The 24,354-nt window shown below is 60.7% G+C and carries 28 protein-coding genes; 20 read left to right on the top strand and 8 right to left on the bottom strand.

Going from position 1 to position 24,354, the window contains the following annotated elements; translation table 11 throughout:
• Positions 1-9: 9 nt before the first annotated feature.
• Both ACMGG9_RS06185 and ACMGG9_RS06180 read right to left on the bottom strand, forming a co-directional pair.
• Positions 10-786 (bottom strand): molybdopterin-dependent oxidoreductase, encoded by a 777-nt coding sequence (locus tag ACMGG9_RS06185; protein ID WP_046686687.1) that lies wholly within the window; start codon positions 784-786, stop codon positions 10-12.
• Positions 787-796: 10 nt separating this feature from the next.
• Positions 797-1,408, bottom strand: coding sequence for a cytochrome b/b6 domain-containing protein (locus ACMGG9_RS06180; RefSeq protein ID WP_033650571.1), 612 nt, complete (start codon positions 1,406-1,408; stop codon positions 797-799).
• 151 nt (positions 1,409-1,559) lie between these two features.
• On the opposite strand from ACMGG9_RS06180, the gene ACMGG9_RS06175 reads away from it, so the two are divergent.
• On the top strand, positions 1,560-2,273 hold the full coding sequence (locus tag ACMGG9_RS06175; RefSeq protein ID WP_414161982.1) for a winged helix-turn-helix domain-containing protein: 714 nt from the start codon (positions 1,560-1,562) through the stop codon (positions 2,271-2,273).
• Positions 2,274-2,276: 3 nt separating this feature from the next.
• Positions 2,277-3,743 carry an ATP-binding protein gene (locus ACMGG9_RS06170; RefSeq protein WP_414161981.1) on the top strand — a complete coding sequence of 489 codons (1,467 nt, stop codon included), beginning with the start codon at positions 2,277-2,279 and terminating at the stop codon, positions 3,741-3,743.
• 13 nt (positions 3,744-3,756) lie between these two features.
• On the opposite strand, the gene ACMGG9_RS06165 is transcribed toward ACMGG9_RS06170, so the two are convergent.
• Positions 3,757-5,175 (bottom strand): heavy metal sensor histidine kinase, encoded by a 1,419-nt coding sequence (locus ACMGG9_RS06165; RefSeq protein WP_197795434.1) that lies wholly within the window; start codon positions 5,173-5,175, stop codon positions 3,757-3,759.
• Positions 5,172-5,843: a heavy metal response regulator transcription factor gene (locus ACMGG9_RS06160; RefSeq protein ID WP_414161980.1), complete on the bottom strand. Its 672-nt coding sequence runs from the start codon at positions 5,841-5,843 to the stop codon at positions 5,172-5,174. Before ACMGG9_RS06160 ends, ACMGG9_RS06165 begins: the two co-directional genes overlap by 4 nt.
• 140 nt (positions 5,844-5,983) lie before the next feature.
• Here ACMGG9_RS06160 and ACMGG9_RS06155 point away from each other — a divergent pair, with 140 nt between their 5' ends.
• The 4 genes from ACMGG9_RS06155 (at position 5,984) to ACMGG9_RS06140 (ending at position 8,639) form a co-directional block, all read left to right on the top strand.
• Positions 5,984-6,610 carry a hypothetical protein gene (locus tag ACMGG9_RS06155; RefSeq protein WP_108680350.1) on the top strand — a complete coding sequence of 209 codons (627 nt, stop codon included), beginning with the start codon at positions 5,984-5,986 and terminating at the stop codon, positions 6,608-6,610.
• Positions 6,611-6,623: 13 nt separating this feature from the next.
• Positions 6,624-7,229 (top strand): cytochrome b/b6 domain-containing protein, encoded by a 606-nt coding sequence (locus ACMGG9_RS06150; RefSeq protein WP_414161979.1) that lies wholly within the window; start codon positions 6,624-6,626, stop codon positions 7,227-7,229.
• Entirely contained in the window at positions 7,222-7,989 is a 768-nt protein-coding gene (locus ACMGG9_RS06145; RefSeq protein WP_414161978.1) for a molybdopterin-dependent oxidoreductase, read from the top strand. The genes ACMGG9_RS06150 and ACMGG9_RS06145 overlap by 8 nt, the downstream gene beginning before the upstream one ends.
• Before the next feature lie 122 nt (positions 7,990-8,111).
• Entirely contained in the window at positions 8,112-8,639 is a 528-nt protein-coding gene (locus tag ACMGG9_RS06140) for a hypothetical protein (RefSeq protein WP_414161977.1), read from the top strand.
• A gap of 149 nt (positions 8,640-8,788) precedes the next feature.
• Here the strand turns inward: ACMGG9_RS06140 and ygbI are convergent, their stop codons facing one another.
• Positions 8,789-9,559 (bottom strand): DNA-binding transcriptional repressor YgbI, encoded by a 771-nt coding sequence (gene ygbI / locus ACMGG9_RS06135; RefSeq protein WP_101453357.1) that lies wholly within the window; start codon positions 9,557-9,559, stop codon positions 8,789-8,791.
• 283 nt (positions 9,560-9,842) lie between these two features.
• On the opposite strand from ygbI, the gene ltnD reads away from it, so the two are divergent.
• The 6 genes from ltnD to ACMGG9_RS06105 all read left to right on the top strand — a co-directional run bounded on the left by ltnD (position 9,843) and on the right by ACMGG9_RS06105 (position 15,496).
• On the top strand, positions 9,843-10,757 hold the full coding sequence (ltnD, locus tag ACMGG9_RS06130; protein ID WP_033642399.1) for an L-threonate dehydrogenase: 915 nt from the start codon (positions 9,843-9,845) through the stop codon (positions 10,755-10,757).
• Complete coding sequence (otnK, locus tag ACMGG9_RS06125) at positions 10,757-12,016, top strand: 3-oxo-tetronate kinase (protein ID WP_414161976.1); 1,260 nt, start codon at positions 10,757-10,759, stop codon at positions 12,014-12,016. Before ltnD ends, otnK begins: the two co-directional genes overlap by 1 nt.
• Complete coding sequence (locus tag ACMGG9_RS06120) at positions 12,013-12,645, top strand: aldolase (RefSeq protein ID WP_414161975.1); 633 nt, start codon at positions 12,013-12,015, stop codon at positions 12,643-12,645. The genes otnK and ACMGG9_RS06120 overlap by 4 nt, the downstream gene beginning before the upstream one ends.
• 3 nt (positions 12,646-12,648) lie before the next feature.
• Entirely contained in the window at positions 12,649-13,425 is a 777-nt protein-coding gene (gene otnI / locus ACMGG9_RS06115; protein ID WP_197809194.1) for a 2-oxo-tetronate isomerase, read from the top strand.
• A gap of 106 nt (positions 13,426-13,531) precedes the next feature.
• Positions 13,532-14,902 carry a GntP family transporter gene (locus ACMGG9_RS06110; RefSeq protein WP_033642396.1) on the top strand — a complete coding sequence of 457 codons (1,371 nt, stop codon included), beginning with the start codon at positions 13,532-13,534 and terminating at the stop codon, positions 14,900-14,902.
• Between the two features lie 63 nt (positions 14,903-14,965).
• Complete coding sequence (locus ACMGG9_RS06105; protein ID WP_033650561.1) at positions 14,966-15,496, top strand: GNAT family N-acetyltransferase; 531 nt, start codon at positions 14,966-14,968, stop codon at positions 15,494-15,496.
• A gap of 4 nt (positions 15,497-15,500) precedes the next feature.
• Here ACMGG9_RS06105 and ACMGG9_RS06100 read toward each other — a convergent pair whose 3' ends face one another.
• Positions 15,501-16,373, bottom strand: coding sequence for a LysR family transcriptional regulator (locus ACMGG9_RS06100; protein WP_197756027.1), 873 nt, complete (start codon positions 16,371-16,373; stop codon positions 15,501-15,503).
• Positions 16,374-16,464: 91 nt separating this feature from the next.
• On the opposite strand from ACMGG9_RS06100, the gene ACMGG9_RS06095 reads away from it, so the two are divergent.
• Positions 16,465-17,448 (top strand): nitrilase family protein, encoded by a 984-nt coding sequence (locus tag ACMGG9_RS06095; RefSeq protein ID WP_414161974.1) that lies wholly within the window; start codon positions 16,465-16,467, stop codon positions 17,446-17,448.
• An 86-nt stretch (positions 17,449-17,534) separates the two neighbouring features.
• On the opposite strand, the gene ompX is transcribed toward ACMGG9_RS06095, so the two are convergent.
• Positions 17,535-18,053 carry an outer membrane protein OmpX gene (ompX, locus tag ACMGG9_RS06090; protein ID WP_019454480.1) on the bottom strand — a complete coding sequence of 173 codons (519 nt, stop codon included), beginning with the start codon at positions 18,051-18,053 and terminating at the stop codon, positions 17,535-17,537.
• A 400-nt stretch (positions 18,054-18,453) separates the two neighbouring features.
• Between ompX and rhtA the strand changes: the two genes are divergently transcribed.
• Both rhtA and nanQ read left to right on the top strand, forming a co-directional pair.
• On the top strand, positions 18,454-19,341 hold the full coding sequence (gene rhtA, locus ACMGG9_RS06085) for a threonine/homoserine exporter RhtA (protein WP_033650558.1): 888 nt from the start codon (positions 18,454-18,456) through the stop codon (positions 19,339-19,341).
• 132 nt (positions 19,342-19,473) lie between these two features.
• Complete coding sequence (nanQ, locus tag ACMGG9_RS06080; RefSeq protein WP_033642391.1) at positions 19,474-19,941, top strand: N-acetylneuraminate anomerase; 468 nt, start codon at positions 19,474-19,476, stop codon at positions 19,939-19,941.
• Here the strand turns inward: nanQ and ACMGG9_RS06075 are convergent.
• On the bottom strand, positions 19,923-20,474 hold the full coding sequence (locus ACMGG9_RS06075; RefSeq protein WP_047025035.1) for a shikimate kinase: 552 nt from the start codon (positions 20,472-20,474) through the stop codon (positions 19,923-19,925). The genes nanQ and ACMGG9_RS06075 overlap by 19 nt on opposite strands.
• A gap of 357 nt (positions 20,475-20,831) precedes the next feature.
• Between ACMGG9_RS06075 and dps the strand changes: the two genes are divergently transcribed.
• From dps to glnQ, 5 genes are all read left to right on the top strand, one after another.
• Entirely contained in the window at positions 20,832-21,335 is a 504-nt protein-coding gene (dps, locus tag ACMGG9_RS06070; RefSeq protein ID WP_016928514.1) for a DNA starvation/stationary phase protection protein Dps, read from the top strand.
• A 142-nt stretch (positions 21,336-21,477) separates the two neighbouring features.
• Complete coding sequence (locus ACMGG9_RS06065) at positions 21,478-21,744, top strand: DksA/TraR family C4-type zinc finger protein (RefSeq protein WP_033650555.1); 267 nt, start codon at positions 21,478-21,480, stop codon at positions 21,742-21,744.
• Between the two features lie 339 nt (positions 21,745-22,083).
• Positions 22,084-22,827 (top strand): glutamine ABC transporter substrate-binding protein GlnH, encoded by a 744-nt coding sequence (gene glnH / locus ACMGG9_RS06060; protein WP_016928516.1) that lies wholly within the window; start codon positions 22,084-22,086, stop codon positions 22,825-22,827.
• Between the two features lie 103 nt (positions 22,828-22,930).
• Positions 22,931-23,590 (top strand): glutamine ABC transporter permease GlnP, encoded by a 660-nt coding sequence (glnP, locus tag ACMGG9_RS06055; protein WP_004939229.1) that lies wholly within the window; start codon positions 22,931-22,933, stop codon positions 23,588-23,590.
• Positions 23,587-24,309, top strand: coding sequence for a glutamine ABC transporter ATP-binding protein GlnQ (gene glnQ / locus ACMGG9_RS06050; protein WP_004939230.1), 723 nt, complete (start codon positions 23,587-23,589; stop codon positions 24,307-24,309). Before glnP ends, glnQ begins: the two co-directional genes overlap by 4 nt.
• The last annotated feature ends 45 nt before the right edge of the window (positions 24,310-24,354 follow it).

The following is a 24,354-nucleotide window of genomic DNA, read 5'->3' as shown; positions in this document are numbered from 1 at the left end:
GCGGCCGCCTCAGCTGCCGCCAAACCAGTTGTAACCCTGGTCTTCCCAGTAACCGCCCGGGAAGCGGTTGGTGACCTCGATCACCTGAATGTGCTTCGGATTCTTGTAGCCCAGCTTGGTCGGCATGCGCAGCTTCATCGGATAGCCGTACTTGCGCGGCAAGGTCTGGCCGTCGTAGGTCAGCGCGATAATCGTCTGCGGATGCAGCGCGGTGGCCATGTCGATACTGGTGTAATAGTCGTCGGCGCATTTAAAGCTGACGTAGCGGGCGCTCAGATCCGCGCCGATTACCTTAAGAAAGTTGGCGAACGGCACGCCGCCCCACTTGCCGATGGCGCTCCAACCCTCGACGCAGATATGACGCGTCACCTGGCTAACCTGCGCCATCCGATGCAGCTGCGGCAGGCTCCAGGCGCGCTTGTCCTGCACCAACCCCGCCACTTCCAGCCGATAGTCGTCGCCGTTGATGTCGGGCGCGTCCTCCTCGGCGTAAAAGGCGTTGAACGGGAATGGCCGGGTGATCATCGACTCCGGGTAGACCGGCGCCAGGCGATCGCCGTTGAACAGCCAGCCCTGCACCCGATCGTTGAGGCGCGAAATACGGCTCAGCGCCTGCTCGACGTTGGCGTTGCCGCTGAGATCGCAGCCGGTAAGCATAGCGATACCGCCCAGCGTCAGGCCGTTGCGCAGAAAGCGGCGGCGGGACGACGCGGTCAACAAGCGCTGCGCTTCTTTGACGATCGCCTGCCCTTCAACGATCGTCATGATCTGTTTATCCTTTTTCATCGTGAACTCCTTAACGTCCGCGCAGCATGGCCAGCAGCGTGCGGGGCACCAGCGCCACCATCACCAAATGGATCGCGACGAAGGCCACCAGCGCCGACATGGCGAAAAAGTGGATATAGCGCGCCGCCTCATAGCCGCCGAGCAGCGTGCGCAGCAGCGGAAACTGCACCGATTTCCACAGCACCAGTCCGGACAGCGCGCTCAGCACGCCGAGGAGCATCACCGACAGATAGGCCACGCGCTGCACCATGTTGTAGTGGCGCAGGTCGGCGTGCTGCAGCCTGCCGCGCAGCGCCGCGCCGACATCGGCGAGAAACTGCTTCGGGCTGAGCGGCCAATATTTGCGTTTGAAGCGCCCGCTGGCGAGGTTCAGCAGCAGGTAACACAGCCCGTTGACGCCAAACAGCCACATGCCGGCGAAGTGCCACTGCAGCGCGCCGCCCAGCCAGCCGCCGAGCGTCAGCTCGTTGAAAAAACTGAAGTTGAACAGCGGCGAAGCGTTGTAGATGCGCCAACCGCTGGTCACCATGATCAGCATCGCCAGCGCATTCAGCCAATGCGTTAACCGCAGCCACAGCGGATGTACGGTCTGTCGTTGTTCCGGGGTGAGGGTGAGGCTCATAACGATTCCTGCCAGCTAACGATGCGATGAACCGAGTATTCCCCGGATTTGTTCCCCAAGACCTCACGCAAAGTTAAATAAAATGTGATAACTCCGCCGGTGGCGGTTGTGTAGACTTCAGAGAGAATCGGGCTAATCAGCGGTAATGAGAATGGACAAGCCAAAACGAATTTTGATCGTCGAGGACGACGGCGACATCGCCGAGCTGCTGCAGTTGCATCTGCGTGACGAGGGTTACGCCATCAGCCACGCCGCCGACGGCAATCAGGGCATGGCGATGCTGGAACAGGCCGGCTGGGACGCCTTGATCCTCGATCTGATGCTGCCGGGCGTAGACGGATTGGAGATTTGCCGCCGGGCGCGCACCATGACGCGCTACACGCCGATCATCATCACCAGCGCGCGCTCCAGCGAGGTGCACCGCGTGCTGGGGCTGGAGCTGGGCGCCGACGACTATCTGGCCAAACCCTTTTCCATGCTGGAGCTGGTGGCGCGGGTCAAGGCGCTGTTTCGCCGCCAGGAGGCGATGAGCCGCAACCTGCGCATGGACGCCGGCGCGCTCAGCTTCAACGATCTGACCATCGATCCCATCGCCCGCGAAGTGCGCCTGCACCAACAGCCGATCGAGCTGACGCCGCGCGAATTCGACCTGCTGTACTTTTTCGCCCGCCACCCGGGCCAGGTGTTCTCGCGCCTCAGCCTGTTGAATCAGGTCTGGGGCTATCAGCACGAGGGGTATGAGCACACCGTCAACACCCATATCAACCGGCTGCGCATCAAGATCGAGCGCAACCCGGCGGAACCCGAGCGCATCCTCACGGTGTGGGGCATGGGCTATAAATTCGCGGCCGCGCCGCAAGAGTGAGCCATGAAAAACCTTACGTTAGCGCAACGCCTCACGATTATCTTCGCGCTGCTGATCGTCATCGGCTGCGCCTTTTCCGGCTGGATGCAGGTGCGCAGCAATACCCAGTACAGCCAGGCGGTGATCCAGCGCCTGTCCGGCAACCTGGCGCAGCATATCGCCGACAGCAATCCGCTGCTGGGGGTGAACGGGCCGGATCCACAGGCGGTGCATACCCTGTTCGATCAGCTGATGGCAGTGAACCCCAGCGTTGAGGTTTATCTGCTCGACAAACAGGGCGCAATCATCGGCAACGCCGCGCCGGCCGGGCATCTGAAGCGGCAGCGGGTCGCGCTGGCGCCGCTGCAGGCGCTGCTCGATGGCGCGCAGATGCCGGTGTACGGCGACGATCCGCGCAGCGCGGACGGGCGCAAGGTGTTCAGCGTTGCGCCGCTGAAGGTCGACGGCCGGGTCGAGGGCTATCTGTATGTGGTCTTGCTCGGTGAAGAGTACACGGCGCTGGCCAGCAACGCCCAGTTCAACTCGGCGGCCAGGATGGCGCTGTGGACCTCCGGGGTGATGGTGCTGTTCAGCCTGCTGGCCGGCGGTTTCGCGTTCTACTGGGTCACTCGCCCCATCCGGCGCCTGACCCGTCAGGTCAATGCGCTGGACAGCGGCGGTATTGAGGCAGTGCAGACCTACGCGGCGCTGCCGGCGGTGCCGGCCGGGCGCGACGAGGTCAGCCAGCTGCAACAGGCCTTCCACCGCATGGCGCAGCGCCTCGCCGAACAGTGGCAAACGCTGGCGCAGCAGGATCGGCTGCGGCGCGAATTCATCGCCAACGTCTCGCACGATCTGCGCACCCCGCTCACCTCGCTGCACGGCTATCTGGAAACGCTGTCGGTCAAGGCCGCCACCCTGAGCGACACCGATCGGCGGCGCTATCTGGAGATCGCGCTGGCGCAGAGCCGCAAGGTGGGCAAGCTGGCGCAGGAGTTGTTCGAACTGGCGCGGCTGGAATATGGCGTGGTGAAACCGCAGAAAGAACCCTTCTCCCTCAGCGAACTGCTGCAGGACGTGTTCCAGAAGTTCGAGCTGGCGGCGGAGGCGCGCAACCAGCGGCTGCACGCCGACATCGCCCCCGGCGTGCCGCCAGTGTTCGCCGATCTCAGCATGATTGAGCGGGTGCTGACTAATCTGCTGGACAACGCCATTCGCCATACGCCGCCCGGCGGCGACATCGGCGTGCGGCTGTGGCGGCAGGAAGACCAGGTGATGGTGCAGGTCAGCGACAGCGGCCCCGGCATTCCGCAGACGCTGCGCGCCGATCTGTTCGTGCGGCCGTCTATCCTGAGCGGCGTCCGACGCCCCGCCGGCGGGCTGGGGTTAATGATCGTGCGGCGCATTCTGCAGCTGCACGACAGCGACATTCAGCTGATCGAACAACCACAAAGCGGCGCCTGCTTCCGCTTTGCCATTCCGCCGCGTTAATCCGGCATATCGGTTATTGCGCTAGCGGGAACCGCAGGCTGAAAATGAGGCTGGCGACAGGCGCGCGCTCGATACATTCGGCGCGCACCTCACCGCCGTGCAGCGTCATGATGGCGCGCACGATGGACAGCCCGAGGCCGCTGGCGTGGCTGCCGGCGCTGCGCGCGGGATCGGCGCGGTAGAAACGATCGAACAGCTTTTCCAGATGCGCCGGCGCGATCGGCGGCCCCTGATTGATGACCTGCACCCACCAGGCATCGGCACGCCGTTCAGCCCGCAACACGATCAGGCTGTTTTCATCGGCATAGCGCACCGCGTTGGCCACCAGGTTGCTCAGCGCCCGCTGGAACAACATCGCGTCCGCCTTCAGCTCTCCTTCCCCTTCGCAGCTCAGCGCGATGCCGCGTTCTTCCGCCAGCCCTTCGAAATAATCCGCCACCCGCCGCAGCTCGGCCGCCACCTCCAGACGACTGTAGTTCAGCGCAGACTGCGCCTCACCGGCGCGCGCCAGAAACAGGATGTTTTCCACCATGCGCGAAATACGCTCCAGCTCGTCCATATTGTTCGACAATAGGGTTTCGTACTCCTCCACGCTGCGGGGTTGATACAGCGCCACCTGACACTGGCCCATCAACGCGCCCACCGGCGTGCGGATCTCATGGGCCAGATCGGCGGAAAACTGCGTCAGCCGCTGATAGCCTTCATTCAACCGATCGAGCATCGCATTGAACGACCGGGTCAGCTGCTGCAACTCCTTCGGCGCCCCCTGTTCACTGAGGCGAGTGGACAATGTATTGGGCGCGATCTGCGACGCCTGCGCCGCCATGCGCCATAGCGGCTTCAATCCCCGGCGCATGACCCCATAGCCCAGCAGCGCAATCAGCAGGAAAGCCACAATGACCGCAGCGACAATGCGCCACAGGTAACGCGCCAGCATCTTCTGCTCGTTGACCATGACGTGCGCAGCGGAGATCTGCAGCAAACTGCCGTCTTCCAGACGCACCATCGCCGATGCCGCACGCAGCGGCACCCCCTGCGCCGTCTCCCCGCCGCGCACGGCGGCCAGCGTCTGCGCCTGTTCGGGCGGTGTCGGCGCGATCGGCGGCAGGGCCACCCTGGCCGGATTCACATTGATGAGCGGTTTTTGCCCCGGGATTTGGAAAATCAGCACGTCCTGTTCATTGCCCAGCATATTTTCGAACAGGCCGTTATTGGCGGTCAGGCGCGCCAAAGGAAAGCGCTGCCCCAGTAAATGGCGGAAATACTCTACGCGCCCGGTCACCTGCAGATCGCTGCGGAGCGTCATTTCCTGGCGCATCGCGCCGAACAGATACCAGCCCGCCCCGCTCACCACGCAGGCGGCCACCAGCGCGAACAGCATGGCGGTACGCAGCGTCAGCGACACCGGCCGACGTGAAGCGCGGGCGTTCACGAGCGCGGCTCGCAAACATAGCCGATGCCGCGCACGCTGTGGATCAGCTTGACGTCGAACGGCCGGTCGATTTTGGCGCGCAGGCGTTTGATGGCCACGTCAACCACATTGGTGTCGCTGTCGAAATTCATGTCCCACACCTGAGAGGCTATCTGCGTGCGCGACAGCACTTCGCCTTCGCGCCGCACCAGCAGATGCAGCAGCATGAATTCTTTATTGGTCAACGGGATCACCTGATCCTGGCGCACCGCCCGGCGGCGCAATACGTCCAACTGCAGATCGGCGATGGCGTAATGATCGGCTTCGCGCGCCGGCCCGCGGCGCAGCAAGGTGCGCAAACGCAGCACCAGCTCGGTAAAGGAAAACGGTTTGATAAGATAGTCGTCTGCGCCCAGCTCCAGACCGTGGATGCGATCCTGCACGCCATCGCGGGCGGTGAGAAACAGGATCGGCACGTCGCTTTTCTTGCGCAATATCTCGATGATCTGCCAGCCATCCAGCCCCGGCAGCATGACATCGAGCACGATCGCATCGTAGTCCTGCTCCAACGCGCGAAACAGCCCGTCGGTGCCGTTGCGCGCCAAATCGACGCCATAGCCCGCTTCCCCCAGCCCTTTCTTCAGGTAATCCCCTGTGCCGATATCGTCTTCAACTACCAGTATTCGCATGCTCGCCACCTCGTTACGTCTGCAAAAATACTAGCAGCTTCAGCGGACAAACTTGATGACATTAATGTCATCAAACGGCCATGGCGCTGACCCAGTAGGTCAACCATGCTTAACCGGCAAACTCATTTCAGGAGAACGTTATGATTACCCGTCATCGTATAGCCGGTTTACTGTTGTCCACGTTACTGCTTTCCAGCGGATTGGCCGCCGCCGCCCAACCGCCGGGCAAGGTGATTGCGCCGCTGCGCGGCACCATCACGCAGGTTGCCGACGGCAATCTGCAGCTGACCGACCGCAAGGGCGAGACACTCAGCGTCAAGCTGAACGAGCAAACTAAAGTGCTCAGCGTTTCCAAAGCCACGCTGGACGATATCAAGCCGGACAGCTTTATCGGCACCGCCGCCGTGCCGCAGCCGGACGGCACGCTCAAGGCACTGGAAGTGCACGTGTTCGCCGCCAGCCTGCGCGGCACCGGCGAAGGGCATTCGGCCTGGGAATCCGCCGACGGCAAAGTAGACACCATGACCAACGGCACCGTCGGCAAGCTGGTGAAATCTAACGGCCGCACCCTCACCGTCACCTATGGCAACCAGCAGAAAACCGTCGTCGTGCCGGAAGACGTGCCGATCGTGACGCTGGATCCGGGCGATCTGAGCCTGCTGAAACCGGGCGTGCACATCGTGCTGTTCTCCGCCGCCGACGATAAGGGCCAGCGCATCGCCACGCGCATTTCCGCCGGCAAAGACGGCACCGTGCCGCCGATGTAACCGGAGGAATGCCATGAAGACCAACGCGTCGCCGCCGGTGCATCGCTGGCCGGTTCGAATCACTCATTGGATCAACCTGTTCGCCATGGTGTGCATGTTCATGAGCGGTTGGGAAATCTACAACGCCTCGCCGCTGTTCGATTTCAGCTTTCCGCCGCAGATGACGCTGGGCGGTTGGCTGGGCGGCGCGATTGGTTGGCATTTGGCGGTGATGTGGCTATTGGCGCTCAACGCCGTCTGCTATCTGCTGTGGAGCCTGTTCAGCGGCCATTTTCGCCGCGATCTGTTGCCGCTTCGCGCCGACGCGCTGCGGCAGGATATCTGGCTGGCGATGACGCTGCGCCTGCGCCACCGGCATGGCCGCTACAACGCCATTCAGAAACTGATGTACCTCGGCGTACTGGCGCTGGGGCTATTACTGGTGCTGTCTGGCCTGGCGATTTGGAAACCGGTTCAGCTACAGGGATTGGTCGCGCTGTTTGGCGGCTTCGACTTCGCGCGCTACGTGCATTTCTTCGCCATGGCCGGCATCGGCCTGTTTGTGGCGATCCACGTCTTTATGGTGGCTGTCGTGCCCAAAACCCTGTGGGCGATGATAACGGGTGGCAAACATGAATGAGAAAAAACAGCGGGCAACCGCGCCGACGCTGGAACCGGACCAAAAAAAGCAGCTGGTCAATCTGCAACGCCGGCTGATGTTGCGCTCCGGGCTGACGCTGGGCGGCATCGCCATGCTGACCGGGTGTAATCTGCAAGACGGCGATCGGGTGGATAAGGTGCTGTGGGCTATGTCGCGCTGGAACGACCGGGTGCAGGCCTGGCTGTTCAGCGGCCAGCGGTTGGCGCAAACTTACCGGCCGGACCAGATCACTCACCCCTTCCCCTTTAACGCATTTTACCCGGAATACAACGTCCCCGAGATCGATCTCGCCGGCTACCGGCTTGAGGTCGCGGGGAAAGTGGAGAAAAAAGCGCCCTGGACGCTGGAACAGCTGCAGCGGCTGCCGCAGCAAAGCCAGATCACGCGTCTGATCTGCATTGAGGGCTGGAGCGCCATTGGCCAATGGGACGGCGTGCCGCTGCGCACCTTTCTGCAGCACGTCGGCGCGGATCTGAATGCCGGTTACGTCGGCTTCAAATGCGCCGATCGTTACTACGCCAGCCTCGACATGGCCACCGCGCTGCACCCGCAGACCATCCTGGCGTTGGATTTCGGCGGCAAGGCGCTGCCGGCGGACTACGGCTACCCGCTGCGGCTACGCGTGCCGACCAAGCTGGGGTTCAAAAACGCCAAACATATCGCCGCGATCTTCGTCAGCGACGTCAATCCGGGCGGCTATTGGGAGGATCAGGGCTACAACTGGTTCAGCGGCATTTAGTTTTGCGCGGCGCTGCGCACAACCTTCATCGGCGGCTGGAGGATCGTCTCCGCCGCGGTTAATAATCTGTTCGTCACAAAAGGGATAACTATAGGAAAAATAATAGTAAAAAGGATTTTATCATGGATATTGATGTGAGGGAGTCACACACTGGAATAGCAGACACATACAGATATCAGATTGCCGTCAGAAAAGGTGATGGTAAATCGGCCATCTATCATTTGGATTTCAAGAGAATTGGGCAAAACATGCACCATTGGTTTGCCCCAGTGTATGTGGACACTGCTCTCCTCAATAATGCTTTCTCTCTGGAGTTTTATGATGTTAAGGCGTTGAGCGACGTAAACAGGTATCGGCGCTCAGCTTTCGATACCTATACTGCAATGCATTATACCCTTCTCCAACGCGAACGCTTATTCGTTGTTGGCATCGGGGAAACTCTTCTCAAGTTTGCCTATCAGTATCATGCCAGGATCATCTTAAGTGCACCGTTAAGGCCAGCATTAGCTAAAATTTATGATTTTTTGTTGAAAAAATGCGCGCACAAAGGGCATTATTTATACAAAATAGAGTTTATAAAGGACGGCCTCTATGTCATCGAAATCCCACGTAGCCCCCATAGCATCCCATACTTGCCAACAGCACGTTAAGGAACAGCGCCTGAAAGAGATGCAAGCCTTCCACGAAGAGTGGTGGGAACAAAGGCGCCGCGAATGGCGTGAACGCGGCGGCGTTGAAGCCAGTGAACCGCCCGCACGTAGCATCGATACCGAACTTTCATCCTGATTCCGGTTCGTTCTTATTCTTCTTCTCCCGCCGTCAGCAATGCAATCCCCGCTTGCTCAATGGCCTCCCGCGCGGCGGCGGGCAACCCTTCGTCGGTAATGATGGCGTCAAAGGCGGCGATCGGCAGCGCCAGATAGGTGGCGACTTTGCCGTATTTGGACGTATCGCTGAGCAGAATGCGGCGGCGGCTGGCCTCGACGATGGCCTTCTTCACCATCACCTTATCTTCGTTCGGCGTCGACAGGCCGCGCATGCTCCACGAAGAGGCGGAGATGAACGCCAGATCGATAAACAGACCGCGCAGCGCCTGCGCCGCCGCCTCGCCGACGCAGGAACGGTTTTCCCGGCACACGGTGCCGCCGGTGTGGATGATTCGGCACTGGCTATGCTCTATCAGGAACCCGGCGATGACAAAGTCGTTGGTCACCACCGTCAAATCGTCACGTTCTCCGATCTGTTTCGCCAGCGCCAGCGTGGTGGTGCCGGCATCCAGATAGATACAACTATTGGCGGGAATTTGCCGCGCCGCCAGCCGACCGATGGCGATTTTCTGCCGGCCGAACATCCCCTCTTTGGTCTGGTGAGAAGGTTCGCTCGCCACCCGTTCCGGCGCCTGCACGCCGCCCGAGACCGACTGCACCGCCCCCTGCTCTTCCAGCTTTTGCACGTCACGGCGGATCGTCATATGTGACACCCCCAGCCGTTCGGTCAGCTCGGCGATGCTGACGACGCCGCGTTCGGATACCAGCGCAAGAATTTGTTGATGGCGTTCTACAGGTATCACGGTTCCCTCTCGTTGCTGCGGTGATAATAATTGTGATTTTACGTCAATTTTCGTTCGCCGATAGCCCTAATTTCTCGCAGCGTGACGGCGAGCGCAGTTAGGCCAGCCAAAAATAAACTTATTTAAAAACATAATAGTAATGTTGCTTCAGGCCAGAAATCGCACGAAAAACCCGTTTCACGCATTGTTAATTATTGTGATAGCGATCGCGGATAATCAGCCGACAAGCGCTTACATTTAACACAACAAAACAAATTATCACTAAAATTAACAGGAGTGCAGTATGACACACCCAGGGAATTATGCCGTTTGCGTCATCGGGCTGGGGGCGATGGGCATGGGCGCCGCGCGTTCATGCCTCCGCGCCGGATTGACCACCTACGGCGCCGATCTCAATCCGCAGGCGCTGGCGGCGCTGCAACAGGCCGGCGCGAAACAAACGGCCCCCAGCGCGCGCGACTTCGCCGCCGAGCTGGACGCCGTGTTGCTGCTGGTGGTAAACGCCGCGCAGGTGAAGCAAATCCTGTTCGGCGAGCAAGGCCTGGCGCCGCAGCTCAAGCCGGGCACGGCGGTGATGGTGTCTTCGACCATTTCCGCCGATGACGCCAAACAGATCGAGCAACGGCTGCTGGACTACGGCCTGGCGATGCTGGACGCGCCGGTTTCCGGCGGGGCGGCCAAGGCGGAAGAAGGCCAGATGACGGTGATGGCCGCTGGCGCCGACGCCACCTTCGCGCGCCTGCAACCCGTGCTGGACGCCATCGCCGGCAAGGTTTACCGCATCGGCGAAACCATCGGCCTGGGCGCGACGGTAAAAATCATCCACCAGCTGTTGGCCGGGGTGCACATCGCCGCCGGGGCGGAAGCCATGGCGCTGGCCGCCCGCGCCAACATCCCGCTGGACGTCATGTATGACGTCGTCACCCACGCCGCCGGCAACTCCTGGATGTTCGAAAATCGCATGCGCCACGTGGTCGACGGCGACTATACGCCCAAATCGGCGGTGGATATCTTCGTCAAGGATCTGGGGCTGGTGGCGGATACCGCCAAGGCGCTGCATTTCCCGCTGCCGCTGGCCTCCACCGCCTTCACCATGTTTACCGCCGCCAGCAACGCCGGCTACGGTAAAGAAGATGACAGCGCGGTAATCAAAATCTTTGCCGGCATCGATCTGCCGCAGAAAAAGGAGACGCTCTGATGCAGCTCGGCGTAATCGCGGATGATTTTACCGGCGCGACCGACATCGCCAGCTTTCTGGTGCAAAACGGCCTGCCGACGGTGCAGTTGAACGGCGTGCCGCAGGACGAAACGCCGGTCGACGCTCAGGCGGTCGTCATCAGCCTGAAATCGCGCTCCTGCCCGGCAGAGCAGGCGATCGAACAGGCATTGCAAGCGCTGGCCTGGTTGCAAAAACAGGGCTGCCGCCAGTTCTACTTCAAGTACTGCTCCACCTTCGACAGCACCGCACGGGGCAATATCGGCCCGGTGACCGACGCCCTGCTCGCCGCGCTGGGGGAAAATTTCACGGTTGTTTCCCCGGCGCTGCCGGTAAACGGCCGCACGGTCTATCAGGGCTACCTGTTCGTCGGGGAACAGCTGCTGTCTGAGTCCGGCATGCGTCATCACCCGGTCACGCCGATGACCGACAGCAACCTGCTTCGCCTGATGGAATCCCAGGCCGCCGGACGCTGTGGGCTGGTGACGGCGGCGGAAATGGATCGCGGCGCCGAGGCAGTCAGCGAGAAGCTGCAGCAATTGGCGCAGGAAGGCGTGCGCTACGCGGTGCTGGACACGCTCAACGAACGGCATCTGCTTACCCAGGGCGAAGCGTTGAAAACGATGAAGCTGGTGACCGGCGGTTCGGGCTTGGCGATCGGTTTGGCGCGGCAATGGGCGCAGAACGGCGAACGTTCGGCAGAGGCGGCCGGCGCGCCGCAGGGGGAAAAGGCGGCGGTGCTGTCTGGCTCCTGCTCCGTCATGACTAACCGGCAGGTGGCGCACTATCGCGAACGCGCGGCGGCGCAGGCCATCGATATCGACCGTTGCTTCGATCCCCAGACGCGCGCCGCCTACGCCGTCGAGTTGGCGCACTGGGCGCAGCGCCATGCCGGAGAAGCGCTTGCCCCGCTGATCTACGCCACTGCATCGCCGGAGTCGCTGCAGCAAACGCAACAACGGCATGGCGCCGCCGCCAGCAAGGCGGTGGAAGCCTTGTTCGCCGAGCTGGTGGTGCAACTGCGCCAGTTGGGATTCAGCCGCTTTATCGTCGCCGGCGGCGAAACCTCCGGCGTGGTGACGCAGGCGCTGGGCATTCGCGGCTTCCATATCGGCCCCAGCATTTCACCCGGCGTTCCCTGGGTGCGCGCCAGCGATCGGGCCATTTCCCTGGCGCTGAAATCGGGTAATTTTGGCGATGAAGCCTTCTTCGCGCGCGCGCAAACGGAGTTCCCGGTATGAGCATGACGATTGAACAGCAGGCGCGTGAAGAGATGGTGCGCCTGGGCGCCTCGTTTTTCCAACGCGGCTACGCCACCGGCTCCGCCGGCAACCTCTCGCTGTTGCTGCCGGACGGCGCGCTGCTGGCGACGCCGACCGGCTCCTGCCTCGGCGAGTTGCAGGCCGATCGCCTGTCTAAAGTGAGCCTGAACGGCGACTGGCTCTCCGGCGACAAACCGTCGAAAGAGATCAGCTTTCATCGGGCGCTCTATCTGAACAACCCCCAATGCAAAGCGGTAGTGCACTTGCATTGCACCTACCTCACGGCACTCTCTTGCCTGCAGGGGCTGGACGCCGACAACGCCATCAAACCGTTCACCCCCTATGTGGTGATGCGCGTCGGCAAGGTGCCGGTGGTGCCTTACTACCGGCCCGGCGACGAAAGGCTGGCGCAGGATCTGGCCCGCCTGGCGCCGACCCACCGCGCCTTTTTGCTGGCCAACCACGGGCCAGTGGTGACGGGTAAAGACCTGCGAGCGGCGGCGGACAATACCGAAGAGATGGAAGATGCAGCGCGGCTGATCTTCACCCTCGGCGATCGTCCGATCCGCTATTTGACCGCTGATGAAATTGCCGAATTACGGAGCTGAACCATGCCTAAATTTGCCGCCAATTTGTCGATGATGTTTACCGAGGTGCCGTTCCTCGATCGCTTTGCCGCCGCTGCCGCACAGGGCTTCAGCGCGGTGGAATTCCTGTTCCCTTACGAGCATCCCGCCGATCTGTTGGCCGAGAAACTGCGCGAACACGACCTGCAACAGGTGCTGTTCAACACCGCGCCCGGCGATGCCGCCGCCGGCGAATGGGGATTGGCGGCGCTGCCGGGCCGCGAGCGGGATGCGCGCGCCGATATCGATCGCGCGCTGGCCTATGCCATCGCCCTTTCCTGCCCCTGCGTGCACCTGATGGCCGGCGTGGTGCCCGCGGGCGCGGATCGACGGCGTTATCTCGACACCTTTATCGCCAATGCGCGTTATGCCGCCGACGCTTTTGCGCCGCACGGCGTCAAGGTGCTGATCGAGGCGCTCAGCCCGCCGGTCAAGCCCGACTACCTGTTCGCCAGTCAGCATCAGGCGGCGGAAGCGGTGGCGGCGATCGAAAGACCGAACGTGTTCATCCAGTTCGATTTTTTTCACGCGCAGTTAGTGGACGGCAATATCAGCGGGCTGCTGGAGACGCTGGCCGGGCGCTACGCGCATATCCAGATAGCCTCGGTGCCGGATCGCCATGAGCCCGACGAGGGCGAACTGAATTACCCGTGGCTGTTCGACAAGCTGGATGCGCTCGGCTATCAGGGCTGGATCGGTTGCGAATACCGCCCGCGCGGCGACACCGCCGCCGGGCTCGGCTGGCTGAAGCCTTACCGCTAAAGCCGCACGCCAACACCAGGAAATCGATTTTATAACAATGAAACGCACCCGTATCGCCACGCGGCGATCGCGGTGCCCAACGCTTACCCAACGAAAGGCTTTTTTCATGTCTACCTCTCTGCTGTTGCTGATTGCCGTACTCGGCGTGGTGCTGCTGTTATTGATGGTGATTAAGGCGAAGGTGCAACCCTTTGTCGCGCTGTTGGTGGTCAGTTTGCTGGTGGCTCTGGCCAGCGGCATTCCGACCGGCGAAGTGATGAAAGTGATGACCGCCGGAATGGGCGGCGTGCTCGGCTCGGTGACCATCATCATCGGTCTGGGGGCGATGCTCGGCCGCATGATCGAACAATCGGGCGGCGCCGAGTCGCTGGCGCAGCGTTTCAGCCAGGGTCTGGGGCCGAAACATACCGTCGCGGCGCTGACCCTCGCCGCGTTTATTCTCGGCATTCCGGTCTTCTTCGACGTCGGCTTTATCATTCTGGCGCCGATTATCTATGGCTTCGCCAAGGTCGCCAAAGTGTCGCCGCTCAAGTTCGGCCTGCCGATGGCCGGCGTGATGTTGACGGTACACGTCGCGCTGCCGCCGCACCCCGGCCCGGTCGCCGCCGCCGGCTTGCTCAACGCCGACATCGGCTGGCTAACCATTATCGGCCTCGCGATCTGTATTCCGGTCGGCGTTATCGGCTATTTCGCCGCCAACTACCTCAACCGCAAAACCTATCCGTTATCGATAGAGGTGCTGGAACAGCTGCAGCTGGCGGCGCCGGAGCCGCGTCCGGAAGATCACGCGCCGCTCAGCGATCGCATCAACCCGCCCGGCGCCGGCCTGGTGGCGGCACTGATCGTCATCCCGATCGCCATCATCATGCTCGGCACCGTCTCCGCCACCCTGCTGCCGGCCGGCTCGGCGCTGCGCGACGCGCTGTCGCTGCTGGGCTCGCCGGCGGTGGCGCTGATGATCGCCCTGCTGCTGGCCTTCTACTTCCTGGCGCTGCGCCGTGGCTGGAGCCTGCAACACGCCGGCGACGTGATGGGGGCCGCGCTGCCGACCGCCGCGGTGGTGATCCTGGTGACCGGCGCGGGCGGTGTGTTCGGCAAGGTGCTGGTGGAATCCGGCGTCGGCAAGGCGCTGGCGGAAGTGCTGACGGCCATCGGCCTGCCGCTGGTGCCCGCCGCGTTTATCATTTCGCTGGCGCTGCGCGCCTCGCAGGGTTCCGCCACCGTGGCGATCCTGACCACCGGCGGCCTGTTGTCGGAAGCGGTCAGCGGCTTGAATCAGCTGCAGCTGGTGCTGGTAACGCTGGCGACCTGTTTCGGCGGGCTCGGGCTTTCGCACGTCAACGACTCCGGTTTTTGGATCGTCACGCGCTATCTGGGGCTGTCGGTGGCCGATGGCCTGAAGACCTGGACGGTGTTGACCACCCTGCTCGGCCTGAGCGGCTTCCTGTTCACCTGGCTGTTGTGGCTGGCGGCGTGATTTCTCTGGCATACTGAACGCCGTTGTTTTTCATCGCCTTTCATCCTGTGCAGGAGCAGCAACATGACCGTAATCAACACCGCGCCCACGCTTATCACCGAACGCCTGCGGCTGGACGCGCACACGCTGGACGACTTCGACTCGCTGGCCGCGCTGTGGGCCGACCCGCTGGTGGTGCGCTATATCGGCGGCACCCCGCGCGACCGGGAAGACTCCTGGGGGCGCCTGATGCGCTACGTTGGCCACTGGGCGCTGTTGGGATACGGGTATTGGGCGGTGCGTGACAAGCAGAGCGGCGAGTACCTCGGCAGCATCGGCTTCTCCAACTTCCTGCGCGACATCACCCCGGCGCTCGATGCGCCGGAGATGGGCTGGACGCTGGTGAGTTCGGCGCACGGCAAAGGCTATGCCACCGAGGCGCTGCGGGCGGCGCTGGCCTGGGGGAAAACGCACCTGCCGGGGGAAAAAACCGTCTGCATCATCTCGCCTGAAAACCAGGCTTCGCTGGCGTTGGCGAAAAAGGTCGGCTTCAGCGAAAGCCACCGCAGCGAGTACCATCAAAACCCGATCGTGGTGATGCACTGCCCGCTTTGAATGCCTAAGCGCGTTGCACCGCCAACGCCGTCTGAATGAAGTTGTCCCGCAGCGCGTCGGTGCGCTGCGGATCCCAGGCGATACCGACCTGCCACTCCGTCTCCTCGCCGCTCAGCGGTAAAATGTCGATGCCGGCCGGCGCGATATGCGTGATGCTGTGCGGCAGCAGCGCGACGCCGACGCCGGCGGCAACCAACGCCAACAGCGTCTGGATGTCGCCGGCCTGCTGCACCACGTTCGGCGTCAGGCGGTGAGCGGCGATAAACCGCAGCGACTGATCGCTCAGCCCGCGCCCGCGTTTAGGGGTCAATTGCAACAGCGGCAGCTGATTGAAACGCGTCATCAGCTCGTCGGCGCGCAGCGCCAGCGCGCCCGGCGCGGCCAGCACCAACCGATCACTCAACAACGCGACGCCGTGCAGCGGCGTATTGACCGGCAAGCGCACGAACCCCGCCTGCAACTCTCCCTGCAGCAACAGCTGATACTGCCGCTCCGACGGCAGATCTTCGAGGCCAATCGCCACCTCGGGAAACCGTTGGCGAAAGGCGGCCACCAGCTGCGGCGCCAGATGAAAACTGGACAGGCCAAACCCCAGCGCCAGCCGCCCCGCTTCCCCGAGCGCCACCCGCCGCGCGCGCCGCTGAAACTGCTGATACTGCTCCACCAGCGCCTGCGCCTCCGGGTAAAGCCGCCGCCCGCCGGCAGTGAGCACCGCCCCTTGTCGGCCGCGCTCGAACAGCCGAACGTCAAGCTGGGCTTCCAGCGCCTGAATTTGCTTGCTCAGCGCCGGTTGGCTGATGCACAGCAGGCTCGCCGCCTGCCGATAGTTGCCCTGCTCCGCCAGCGCCACCAGGGCGCGCAGTTGTTTTATATCCATTCCATTAGGTTATCAAATAAGGAATTTAATTGATTATACAGTAATCAATTCGCCTGCTGTAATCAATGCAGACCCCAACCGGAGAGATCCCATGACCACCTCATTACGCGCCGCCACGGTGCAATTCCAGCATCGCGCCAATGACAAGAATTACAACCTGTCGACCATGGAACGCTTTATCGCGGAAGCGGCCGAACAACAGATACAGCTGTTGGCCTTCCCGGAAATGTGCGTCACCGGCTATTGGCACGTGCGCCATCTGTCCGACGCCGAAGTGCGGGCGCTGGCGGAACCGATCGTGAGCAGCCCTTCGCTGGCGCGCATTCGCCCGCTGGCTGAGCGTTACAACATGGCGATTGGCGTCGGGCTGATCGAGCTGGGCGATAACGGCCGGTGTTACAACGCCTATGCCGTTTGTCTGCCGGACGGCGAACTGCATGTGCACCGCAAACTGCACGCCTTCGAGCACCCGGCTATCGCCAGCGGCGACCGCTATACGGTGTTCGATACCCCCTGGGGCGTACGCGTGGGCGTATTGATCTGCTGGGACAATAATCTGGTGGAGAATGTGCGCGCAACGGCGCTGCTGGGCGCGGAGGTGCTGATCGCCCCGCACCAGACCGGCGGCACCCATTCGCGCAGCCCGCACGGCATGAAGCCGATCCCGCAGGCGCTGTGGCAGCGGCGCGTGGAAGATCCGCAGGCGATAGAAGCCGCCTTTCGCGGCGAACACGGCCGCGGCTGGCTGATGCGCTGGCTGCCGTCGCGCGCTCACGACAACGGGCTGTTCTTGCTGTTCAGCAACGGCGTGGGCCGAGATGACGATGAAATACGCACCGGCAACGCGATGATCCTCGATCCTTACGGCCGGATCGTGGCGGAGACCTGGGTGGCGGAAGACCGGATGGTCAGCGCCGAGCTCGATCTGACGCTGATCCCGCTCAGCACCGGTCGCCGCTGGATCTACGGGCGGCGCCCCGAGCTGTACGGGTTGTTGACCGAGCCGCAAGGCTACGAGCGCGATGCCCGCAGCGCACGCTTTTCGACGCAGCCGACGGGGCGCGGCGGTGAATGACAGATAAAAAAAATCCGCCCGGAGGCGGATTTTTTATGGGTGCGGCAAACAAGGCCGCAGGTTCATGCCCGCAGGCACGAACACACTTAGAAGCGGTAGCCTACGCCAACGTTCCAGGTGCCAACGTCAACGCTGCGAATGCGGTTCTGCTCGTAACCGACATCCAGGGCAACGTTCTCGATTGGGTTGAACTGCAGACCGGCGCCGTAGGTGAAGCCGTAGTCAGCGGTGTCGTGACGAGAAGTGCCGTTCTGAGCGTTGGTAGTGAATTTACCGTAACCCAGGCCAACCAGACCGTAGATGCTCGCCCAGTCATTGATGCGGTATGCTGGACCGGCAGAGATAGAGTTGTACTGAGCTTTGTTATAGAAACCGTCCTGAGAACCGTCCTTTTCCAGGTGGGTAAAGGAACCGATTACGCCCAGTGGGTTGTTGTCGAACTCGTAACGGTATTTCAGGTTGAAACCGTCGGCTTTGTTAGCAACGCCTTGGAAATCACCCTGCGCATAGCCAGCGGATACGGTGCTCTGACCAGCGAATGCGGTACCTGCGCTAACTGCTAATACGCAAGCTGCTACTGCGGAAAGACATGCAATTTTTTTCATAACCACCTCAAACGCGTTTTATTATTAAGTACATCCATTTGTTCATGCTTTGAAAATATAACAAAAATTAGCGTGAAACTCTGCCTTGAAATGAGTGTCTAATGCTTTATATCGTGTAACAGAAGATTTCAAGAACAGTGTATCTTCTTCTTTTCGCTCTATTTTCGGCCGTATTCTACGACTTTCTGTGACAAAAATCACCTATTTAATATCCAGATAATTCTTAAGAAAAAGCGCATTTTTTGACCAAATCCGCCACATCTCATCCGAGGATCGGCGGATTTCACCGCGATGCGCGCTTTTCTCAGACAGACTTTCGCCATTTCATTTACACTGCTCGCATCCCCGTTTCGACCGTTTTCTCAAGGCTGAGGAACGGCGCATAAAAGGCCCGTTAAGGATGTCGTTATCTACTGCCGGCAGAGCGCCCTCCGCGTTGCTGCCCATTTGTCTGTTAATCATCGCCATGGTGTCGATCCAGAGCGGCGCTTCGTTGGCCAAAAGCCTGTTCCCGATCGTGGGCGCGGAAGGCATCACGACGCTGCGTCTTTTCATTGGCACCCTGATTCTGTTCATCATCTTCCGCCCGTGGCGCATGCGCATCGCCGCCGGCAGCCGCTTGCCGCTGTTGATTTACGGCCTGTCGCTCGGCGCGATGAACTACCTGTTCTACCTGTCGTTGCGCACCGTGCCGCTCGGCATCGCCGTGGCGCTGGAGTTTACCGGCCCGCTGGCGGTGGCCATGTTCTCGTCGCGGCGGCCGATCGACTTCCTTTGGGTGGCGTTGGCGATCGCCGGGCTGTGGTTCCTGCTGCCGCTTGGCCACGGCGTAGGCGGAATCGACCCGTTCGGTGCCGCCTGCGCGCTCGGCGCCGGCGCCTGCTGGGCGGTCTATATCATCTTCGGCCAGAAGGCCGGCGGCGATCACGGCCCCGGCACGGTGGCGCTCGGCTCGCTGATCGCCGCGTTGGTGTTCTGCCCGATCGGCGCCTGGCAAACCGGCAGCGTGCTGTTCAACGTTGAGATTCTGCCGATAGCGCTGGCGGTGGCGATCCTCTCCACCGCGCTGCCTTATTCGCTGGAGATCATCGCGCTGCCCAAAATTCCGGCGCGCACCTTCGGCACCTTGATGAGCCTGGAACCGGCGATGGCGGCGTTATCCGGCATGCTGTTCCTCGGCGAACACCTGAGCGGCGTGCAATGGCTGGCGCTGGCGGCGATCATCGCCGCCTCCATGGGCTCCGCCCTCACCATTCGCCCCAAACCTCGCCTCGAAAGCCTTTCCTGATGACCCGACTCGCCTGCAGACCGCAACGTCGGAATGCAGGCGGGTTAACTGTTTTCCTCGTGACAAGTCGGCATACTTCCCCTTAGCCTGTATCGCAGGCTCTTTGGACTTTCGCTCACATGGAGAATAACAGTGATTCACAACAGCCTGTTCAACCCACGCTTCGGCCGCGGACTCGCGCCGGCGCTGGTTTCAACCCTGACCGAATTGCGCCGATGCGACCTGCCAGAACTGGCGCTGGGGCATCACCCGATCGACGGCGACAACATCTTTATGGACGTGATGACGCTGACCACCGCGCCGGCGGCGGAAAAGCGCGCCGAAATGCATCAGGAATACATTGCGCTGCATCTGCTGATCAGCGGTGAAGAGCGCATCGAATACGGTCTGGCGGGCAACGGACATCGCGAACAACCCCACGCGGAAAATAGCGATCTGCTGCTGCTGGACATCAAACGCCACCCGCAAACGCTGCACATGACGCACGGCATGTTCGCCCTCTTTTTCCAGATGGAGCCGCACAAGACCGGCTGCGTGTGGCAGCGGCCACAGCAAATCAAGAAAGCGGTGGTGAGGATCCATCACCGTCTGCTGCTGTGAACCTGCGGCAGCGCCCGTAGAAAATCGGCGGCCTGGCGGGGAGAACGCAGGCGCACGAAACGGCGTCCGGCGTCGGGACGAGCCATCTCCGCCAGGTATTTTCGCCGGTTCTTCGAGTAAGTGCGGATCGTCCAGAGCACGATCGACTCGCGGCTGAAGAAAGAACGGCGGAAGCTTTCCCGATTGCCGGTGCCCGGCCACAGCTCGCTTTTGCCGGCCGCGCGTCGGCACGCGCGGCGCACGGCCTGCCACAGCGTGCGGCCGAAACCGTAGTCCAGCCACAGAATATAATCGACCTCGCGCCACTTGATCGGCTGCGTGCGGCTGTAATTGCCGTCCAGCACCCAGCCCTCCCCCGCTTCGGCCAGCGTCTGTTCAAGCCGCGCCAGGAACGCGTCATCGGGCGTTCCCTGCCATTCGGGCCGCCAATACAGCCTGTCCATCTCGATATAGGGCACACCAAGCCGTTCCGCCAGTTGACGCGCCAGGGTGCTTTTACCGCTGCCGCTGGTGCCGACGACGTTAATTTTCATTATTCGCCTATAAAGAGAGAGGATAATTGCCCTACTGTAGCGGCATCAATTACCGCTATCAATATGAATGGATGAGAAATTAACACCACGATAACAAAGCGGATATTTAGCCGAAGCCCGCAGGCGAAAAAATAAAATAACCAAGGTAAATTTTCACAGCCATAAACAATAAATCAGCGAATGATAAATAACTATATTTTTCATGGTGTTGCATTAATTAAAAATTCAACCAGATCCATTATTCGTAGGCTAACCCTATTTGTGCAATAGCCATTTTCGTCCGGCAAAAATAAACAGCCCTGCTATAATTGATCCCGTAACGAAATAGGACAACGACTAATCAAGAGGATATCTGATATGAGTACCGCTAAACTGGTGAAAACGAAATCTTCTGATCTGCTGTATACCCGTAACGATCTGGACGAAAAAATCAAACTGGCCGCCATCAAGGCGCTGAACCATCAGGTCGTGCAATTCATCGATCTTTCGTTGATCACCAAACAGGCGCACTGGAACATGCGTGGCGCGAACTTTATCGCGGTTCATGAAATGCTGGACGGCTTCCGCACCGCCATCATCGAGCACCAGGACACCTTCGCCGAACGCGTGGTGCAGCTGGGCGGCGTGGCGCTGGGCACCGTACAGGTGGTGAACGATCGCACGCCGCTGAAAAGCTATCCGACCAATATCCACAGCGTGCAAGAACACCTGAAAGCGCTGGCCGATCGCTACGGCGCGGTGGCGAATGACATCCGTAAGGCCATTACCGAAGTGGAAGACGAAGACACCGCCGACATGTTCACCGCCGCCTCGCGCGATCTGGACAAGTTCCTGTGGTTCATCGAATCCAACATCGAATAACGCCGCAGCGCGTTGCAGACCGCCCGTCGTGCCGGGCAGAACAGGCTGGGCTTAGCCCGGCCTGTTTTCTTTTGCGCGGCCGTTGAATTGTGCAAAAAACGGCCCATATTAAACGGTAGGTTTCCCTTGTCAGGAGGTCATGATGGCCAGCGGCTGGGCGGCGGACGGCGCCGTACAAGATCAAATTGATTCGACCGTCGACGATGCGGTGCAGCGCGCGCGTGATGCACTCGGGCATGGCGAGAGCGAACGCTATTGCCAGGAATGCGGAGAACCGATCCCCGAGGCGCGCCGCAAGGCGCTGAAGGGGGTGCGTTTTTGTGTCGCCTGCCAGGCCGAACAAGACAAAAAACACGCGGCCAGCAGCCTGTACAACCGGCGCGGCAGCAAAGACAGCCAGTTGCGCTAGCATTATCTGCTCCCCTTTTTCCCCCTCTCGCAGTCACGCTTGCACCGTCAATGGATCATGAAAGTTAGAGTTAGTTATCAATATTGAAGCAAAAACGTTAAAGAACGGTTGTTTCACAGCCAAAATTTGGTTAATGATAGCCCCGTGCACCAAGATAATTCTTACGCACCATTTCGGTGCCTCATTGTGGTGCATAACCATAACTATTCGCCGTCACGGCACAACGTCACGCAGTAACTCTTTGTTTTTATATTAGTTGAAAACATGGCACGATTTTTTCATGGCACCAACTGCAATATAAAAAATGGGTAATCCGCAACCTGTACAGGAATTCCTCTCATGAAGTCGATTTTTAAAGTCTCCCTGGCCGCACTCTCCCTGGCCTTTGCCGTAAGTTCCCACGCAGCAGACAAACTGGTGGTCGCCACCGACACCGCTTTCGTTCCTTTTGAGTTCAAGCAAGGCGACAAATACGTCGGCTTCGACATCGACCTGTGGGCCGCCGTCGCCAAAGAGCTGAAGCTGGACTACACCCTGAAACCGATGGACTTCGGCGGCATCATTCCGGCGCTGCAGACCAAAAACGTCGATCTGGCGCTGGCCGGCATCACCATCACCGATGAGCGCAAGAAAGCCATCGACTTCTCAGACGGTTACTACAAAAGCGGCCTGCTGGTCATGGTCAATGCCGACAACAACAGCGTGAAAGGCATCGACGATCTGAACGGTAAAGTGGTGGCGGTGAAGAGCGGCACCGGCTCGGTGGATTACGCCAAGCAGCACATCAAAACCAAGGATCTGCGTCAGTTCCCGAACATTGACAACGCCTATATGGAACTGGGCACCAAGCGCGCCGACGCGGTGCTGCACGACACGCCAAACATCTTATACTTCATCAAGACGGCCGGCGCCGGCAAGTTCAAAACCGTCGGCGATTCGCTGGAAGCGCAGCAGTATGGCATCGCCTTCCCTAAAGGCAGCGATGCGCTGCGCGAGAAGGTGAACGGCGCGCTGAAAACCCTGCGCGAGAACGGCACCTATAACGAAATCTACAAGAAGTGGTTCGGCACCGAACCTAAGTAAGCGGTGAACTTGGCACGCTATTAACTTAAGCACAGGGGGTCGCTTAACCCCCTGCGCTTCGTTGTATCTGATACCCACGTTTGGGATCACCGGGAGAAATATCATGCAGTTCGACTGGAGCGCCATCTGGCCCGCCATTCCTATCTTGTTAGAGGGCGCCAAAATGACCCTGTGGATTTCGGTCCTCGGTCTGATTGGCGGCCTGATCATCGGCCTCGTCGCCGGCTTTGCCCGCACCTACGGCGGATGGATCGCCAACCACATCGCGTTGGTGTTTATCGAAGTGATCCGCGGCACGCCGATCGTGGTGCAGGTGATGTTCATCTACTTCGCCCTGCCGATGGCGTTCACCGATTTGCGCATCGATCCGTTCACCGCGGCGGTGGTGACCATCATGATCAACTCCGGCGCCTACATCGCGGAAATCACCCGCGGCGCGGTGCTGTCTATCCATAACGGTTTCCGCGAAGCCGGGCTGGCGCTCGGCCTGTCGCGCCGCGAAACCATCCGCTACGTCATTATGCCGCTGGCGCTGCGCCGCATGCTGCCGCCGCTGGGCAACCAGTGGATCATCAGCATCAAAGACACCTCGCTGTTCATCGTGATCGGCGTGGCGGAGCTGACCCGTCAGGGTCAGGAAATTATTGCCGGTAACTTCCGCGCGCTGGAAATCTGGAGCGCCGTGGCGGTTATCTACCTGATTATTACTCTGGTGCTGAGCTTCGTGCTGCGTCGTCTGGAAAGAAGGATGAAAATCCTGTGATTGAATTTAAAAACGTCTCCAAGCATTTTGGCCAAACCCAGGTGCTGCACAACATCGATTTGAAGATCGACAAAGGCGAAGTGGTGGTGATCATCGGGCCGTCCGGCTCCGGCAAATCCACCCTGCTGCGCTGCATCAACAAGCTGGAAGAGGTGACCAGCGGCGATCTGATCGTCGATGGCCTGAAAGCCAACGATCCGAAAGTGGACGATCGGTTGATCCGCCAGGAAGCCGGCATGGTATTCCAGCAGTTCTACCTGTTCCCGCACCTGACGGCGCTGGAAAACGTCGCCTTCGGCCCGATCCGCGTGCGCGGCGCGAAGAAGTCCGATGCGGAAAAGCTGGCGCGCGAGCTGCTGGCCAAGGTCGGTCTGGCTGAGCGCGCCCACCACTACCCGTCCGAACTGTCGGGCGGCCAGCAGCAGCGCGTGGCGATCGCGCGCGCGCTGGCGGTGAAGCCGAAAATGATGCTGTTCGACGAGCCGACCTCCGCGCTCGATCCGGAGCTGCGCCACGAAGTGCTTAAGGTGATGCAGGATCTGGCCGAGGAAGGCATGACGATGGTCATCGTCACCCACGAAGTCGGCTTTGCCGAAAAAGTGGCGTCGCGCCTGATCTTTATCGACAAGGGCCGGATTGCCGAAGACGGCAACCCGCACGATCTGATCAACCATCCGCCGAGCCCGCGTCTGCAGGAGTTTCTGCAGCACGTGTCCTGATCCTGACGGTTCCACGGCGGGCGTTGCACACGCCCGCCGCTTTCA

It is taken from the genome of Serratia sp. BNK-10 (genome assembly GCF_047456065.1).
GTDB classification, from domain to species: domain Bacteria; phylum Pseudomonadota; class Gammaproteobacteria; order Enterobacterales; family Enterobacteriaceae; genus Serratia; species Serratia ureilytica.
Note: the sequence above shows the minus strand (reverse complement) of the source record. Positions and strands in the feature narration are given on the sequence as shown.

Coding starts and splice junctions, on each gene's coding strand:
- ACMGG9_RS06185 (WP_046686687.1), bottom strand. CDS start 786: ATGAAAAAGGATAAACAGATCATGACGATCGTTGAAGGGCAGGCGATC.
- ACMGG9_RS06180 (WP_033650571.1), bottom strand. CDS start 1,408: ATGAGCCTCACCCTCACCCCGGAACAACGACAGACCGTACATCCGCTG.
- ACMGG9_RS06175 (WP_414161982.1), top strand. CDS start 1,560: ATGGACAAGCCAAAACGAATTTTGATCGTCGAGGACGACGGCGACATC.
- ACMGG9_RS06170 (WP_414161981.1), top strand. CDS start 2,277: ATGAAAAACCTTACGTTAGCGCAACGCCTCACGATTATCTTCGCGCTG.
- ACMGG9_RS06160 (WP_414161980.1), bottom strand. CDS start 5,843: ATGCGAATACTGGTAGTTGAAGACGATATCGGCACAGGGGATTACCTG.
- ACMGG9_RS06155 (WP_108680350.1), top strand. CDS start 5,984: ATGATTACCCGTCATCGTATAGCCGGTTTACTGTTGTCCACGTTACTG.
- ACMGG9_RS06150 (WP_414161979.1), top strand. CDS start 6,624: ATGAAGACCAACGCGTCGCCGCCGGTGCATCGCTGGCCGGTTCGAATC.
- ACMGG9_RS06145 (WP_414161978.1), top strand. CDS start 7,222: ATGAATGAGAAAAAACAGCGGGCAACCGCGCCGACGCTGGAACCGGAC.
- ACMGG9_RS06140 (WP_414161977.1), top strand. CDS start 8,112: ATGGATATTGATGTGAGGGAGTCACACACTGGAATAGCAGACACATAC.
- ltnD (WP_033642399.1), top strand. CDS start 9,843: ATGACACACCCAGGGAATTATGCCGTTTGCGTCATCGGGCTGGGGGCG.
- otnK (WP_414161976.1), top strand. CDS start 10,757: ATGCAGCTCGGCGTAATCGCGGATGATTTTACCGGCGCGACCGACATC.
- ACMGG9_RS06120 (WP_414161975.1), top strand. CDS start 12,013: ATGAGCATGACGATTGAACAGCAGGCGCGTGAAGAGATGGTGCGCCTG.
- otnI (WP_197809194.1), top strand. CDS start 12,649: ATGCCTAAATTTGCCGCCAATTTGTCGATGATGTTTACCGAGGTGCCG.
- ACMGG9_RS06110 (WP_033642396.1), top strand. CDS start 13,532: ATGTCTACCTCTCTGCTGTTGCTGATTGCCGTACTCGGCGTGGTGCTG.
- ACMGG9_RS06105 (WP_033650561.1), top strand. CDS start 14,966: ATGACCGTAATCAACACCGCGCCCACGCTTATCACCGAACGCCTGCGG.
- ACMGG9_RS06100 (WP_197756027.1), bottom strand. CDS start 16,373: ATGGATATAAAACAACTGCGCGCCCTGGTGGCGCTGGCGGAGCAGGGC.
- ACMGG9_RS06095 (WP_414161974.1), top strand. CDS start 16,465: ATGACCACCTCATTACGCGCCGCCACGGTGCAATTCCAGCATCGCGCC.
- ompX (WP_019454480.1), bottom strand. CDS start 18,053: ATGAAAAAAATTGCATGTCTTTCCGCAGTAGCAGCTTGCGTATTAGCA.
- rhtA (WP_033650558.1), top strand. CDS start 18,454: ATGTCGTTATCTACTGCCGGCAGAGCGCCCTCCGCGTTGCTGCCCATT.
- ACMGG9_RS06075 (WP_047025035.1), bottom strand. CDS start 20,474: ATGAAAATTAACGTCGTCGGCACCAGCGGCAGCGGTAAAAGCACCCTG.
- dps (WP_016928514.1), top strand. CDS start 20,832: ATGAGTACCGCTAAACTGGTGAAAACGAAATCTTCTGATCTGCTGTAT.
- ACMGG9_RS06065 (WP_033650555.1), top strand. CDS start 21,478: ATGGCCAGCGGCTGGGCGGCGGACGGCGCCGTACAAGATCAAATTGAT.
- glnH (WP_016928516.1), top strand. CDS start 22,084: ATGAAGTCGATTTTTAAAGTCTCCCTGGCCGCACTCTCCCTGGCCTTT.
- glnP (WP_004939229.1), top strand. CDS start 22,931: ATGCAGTTCGACTGGAGCGCCATCTGGCCCGCCATTCCTATCTTGTTA.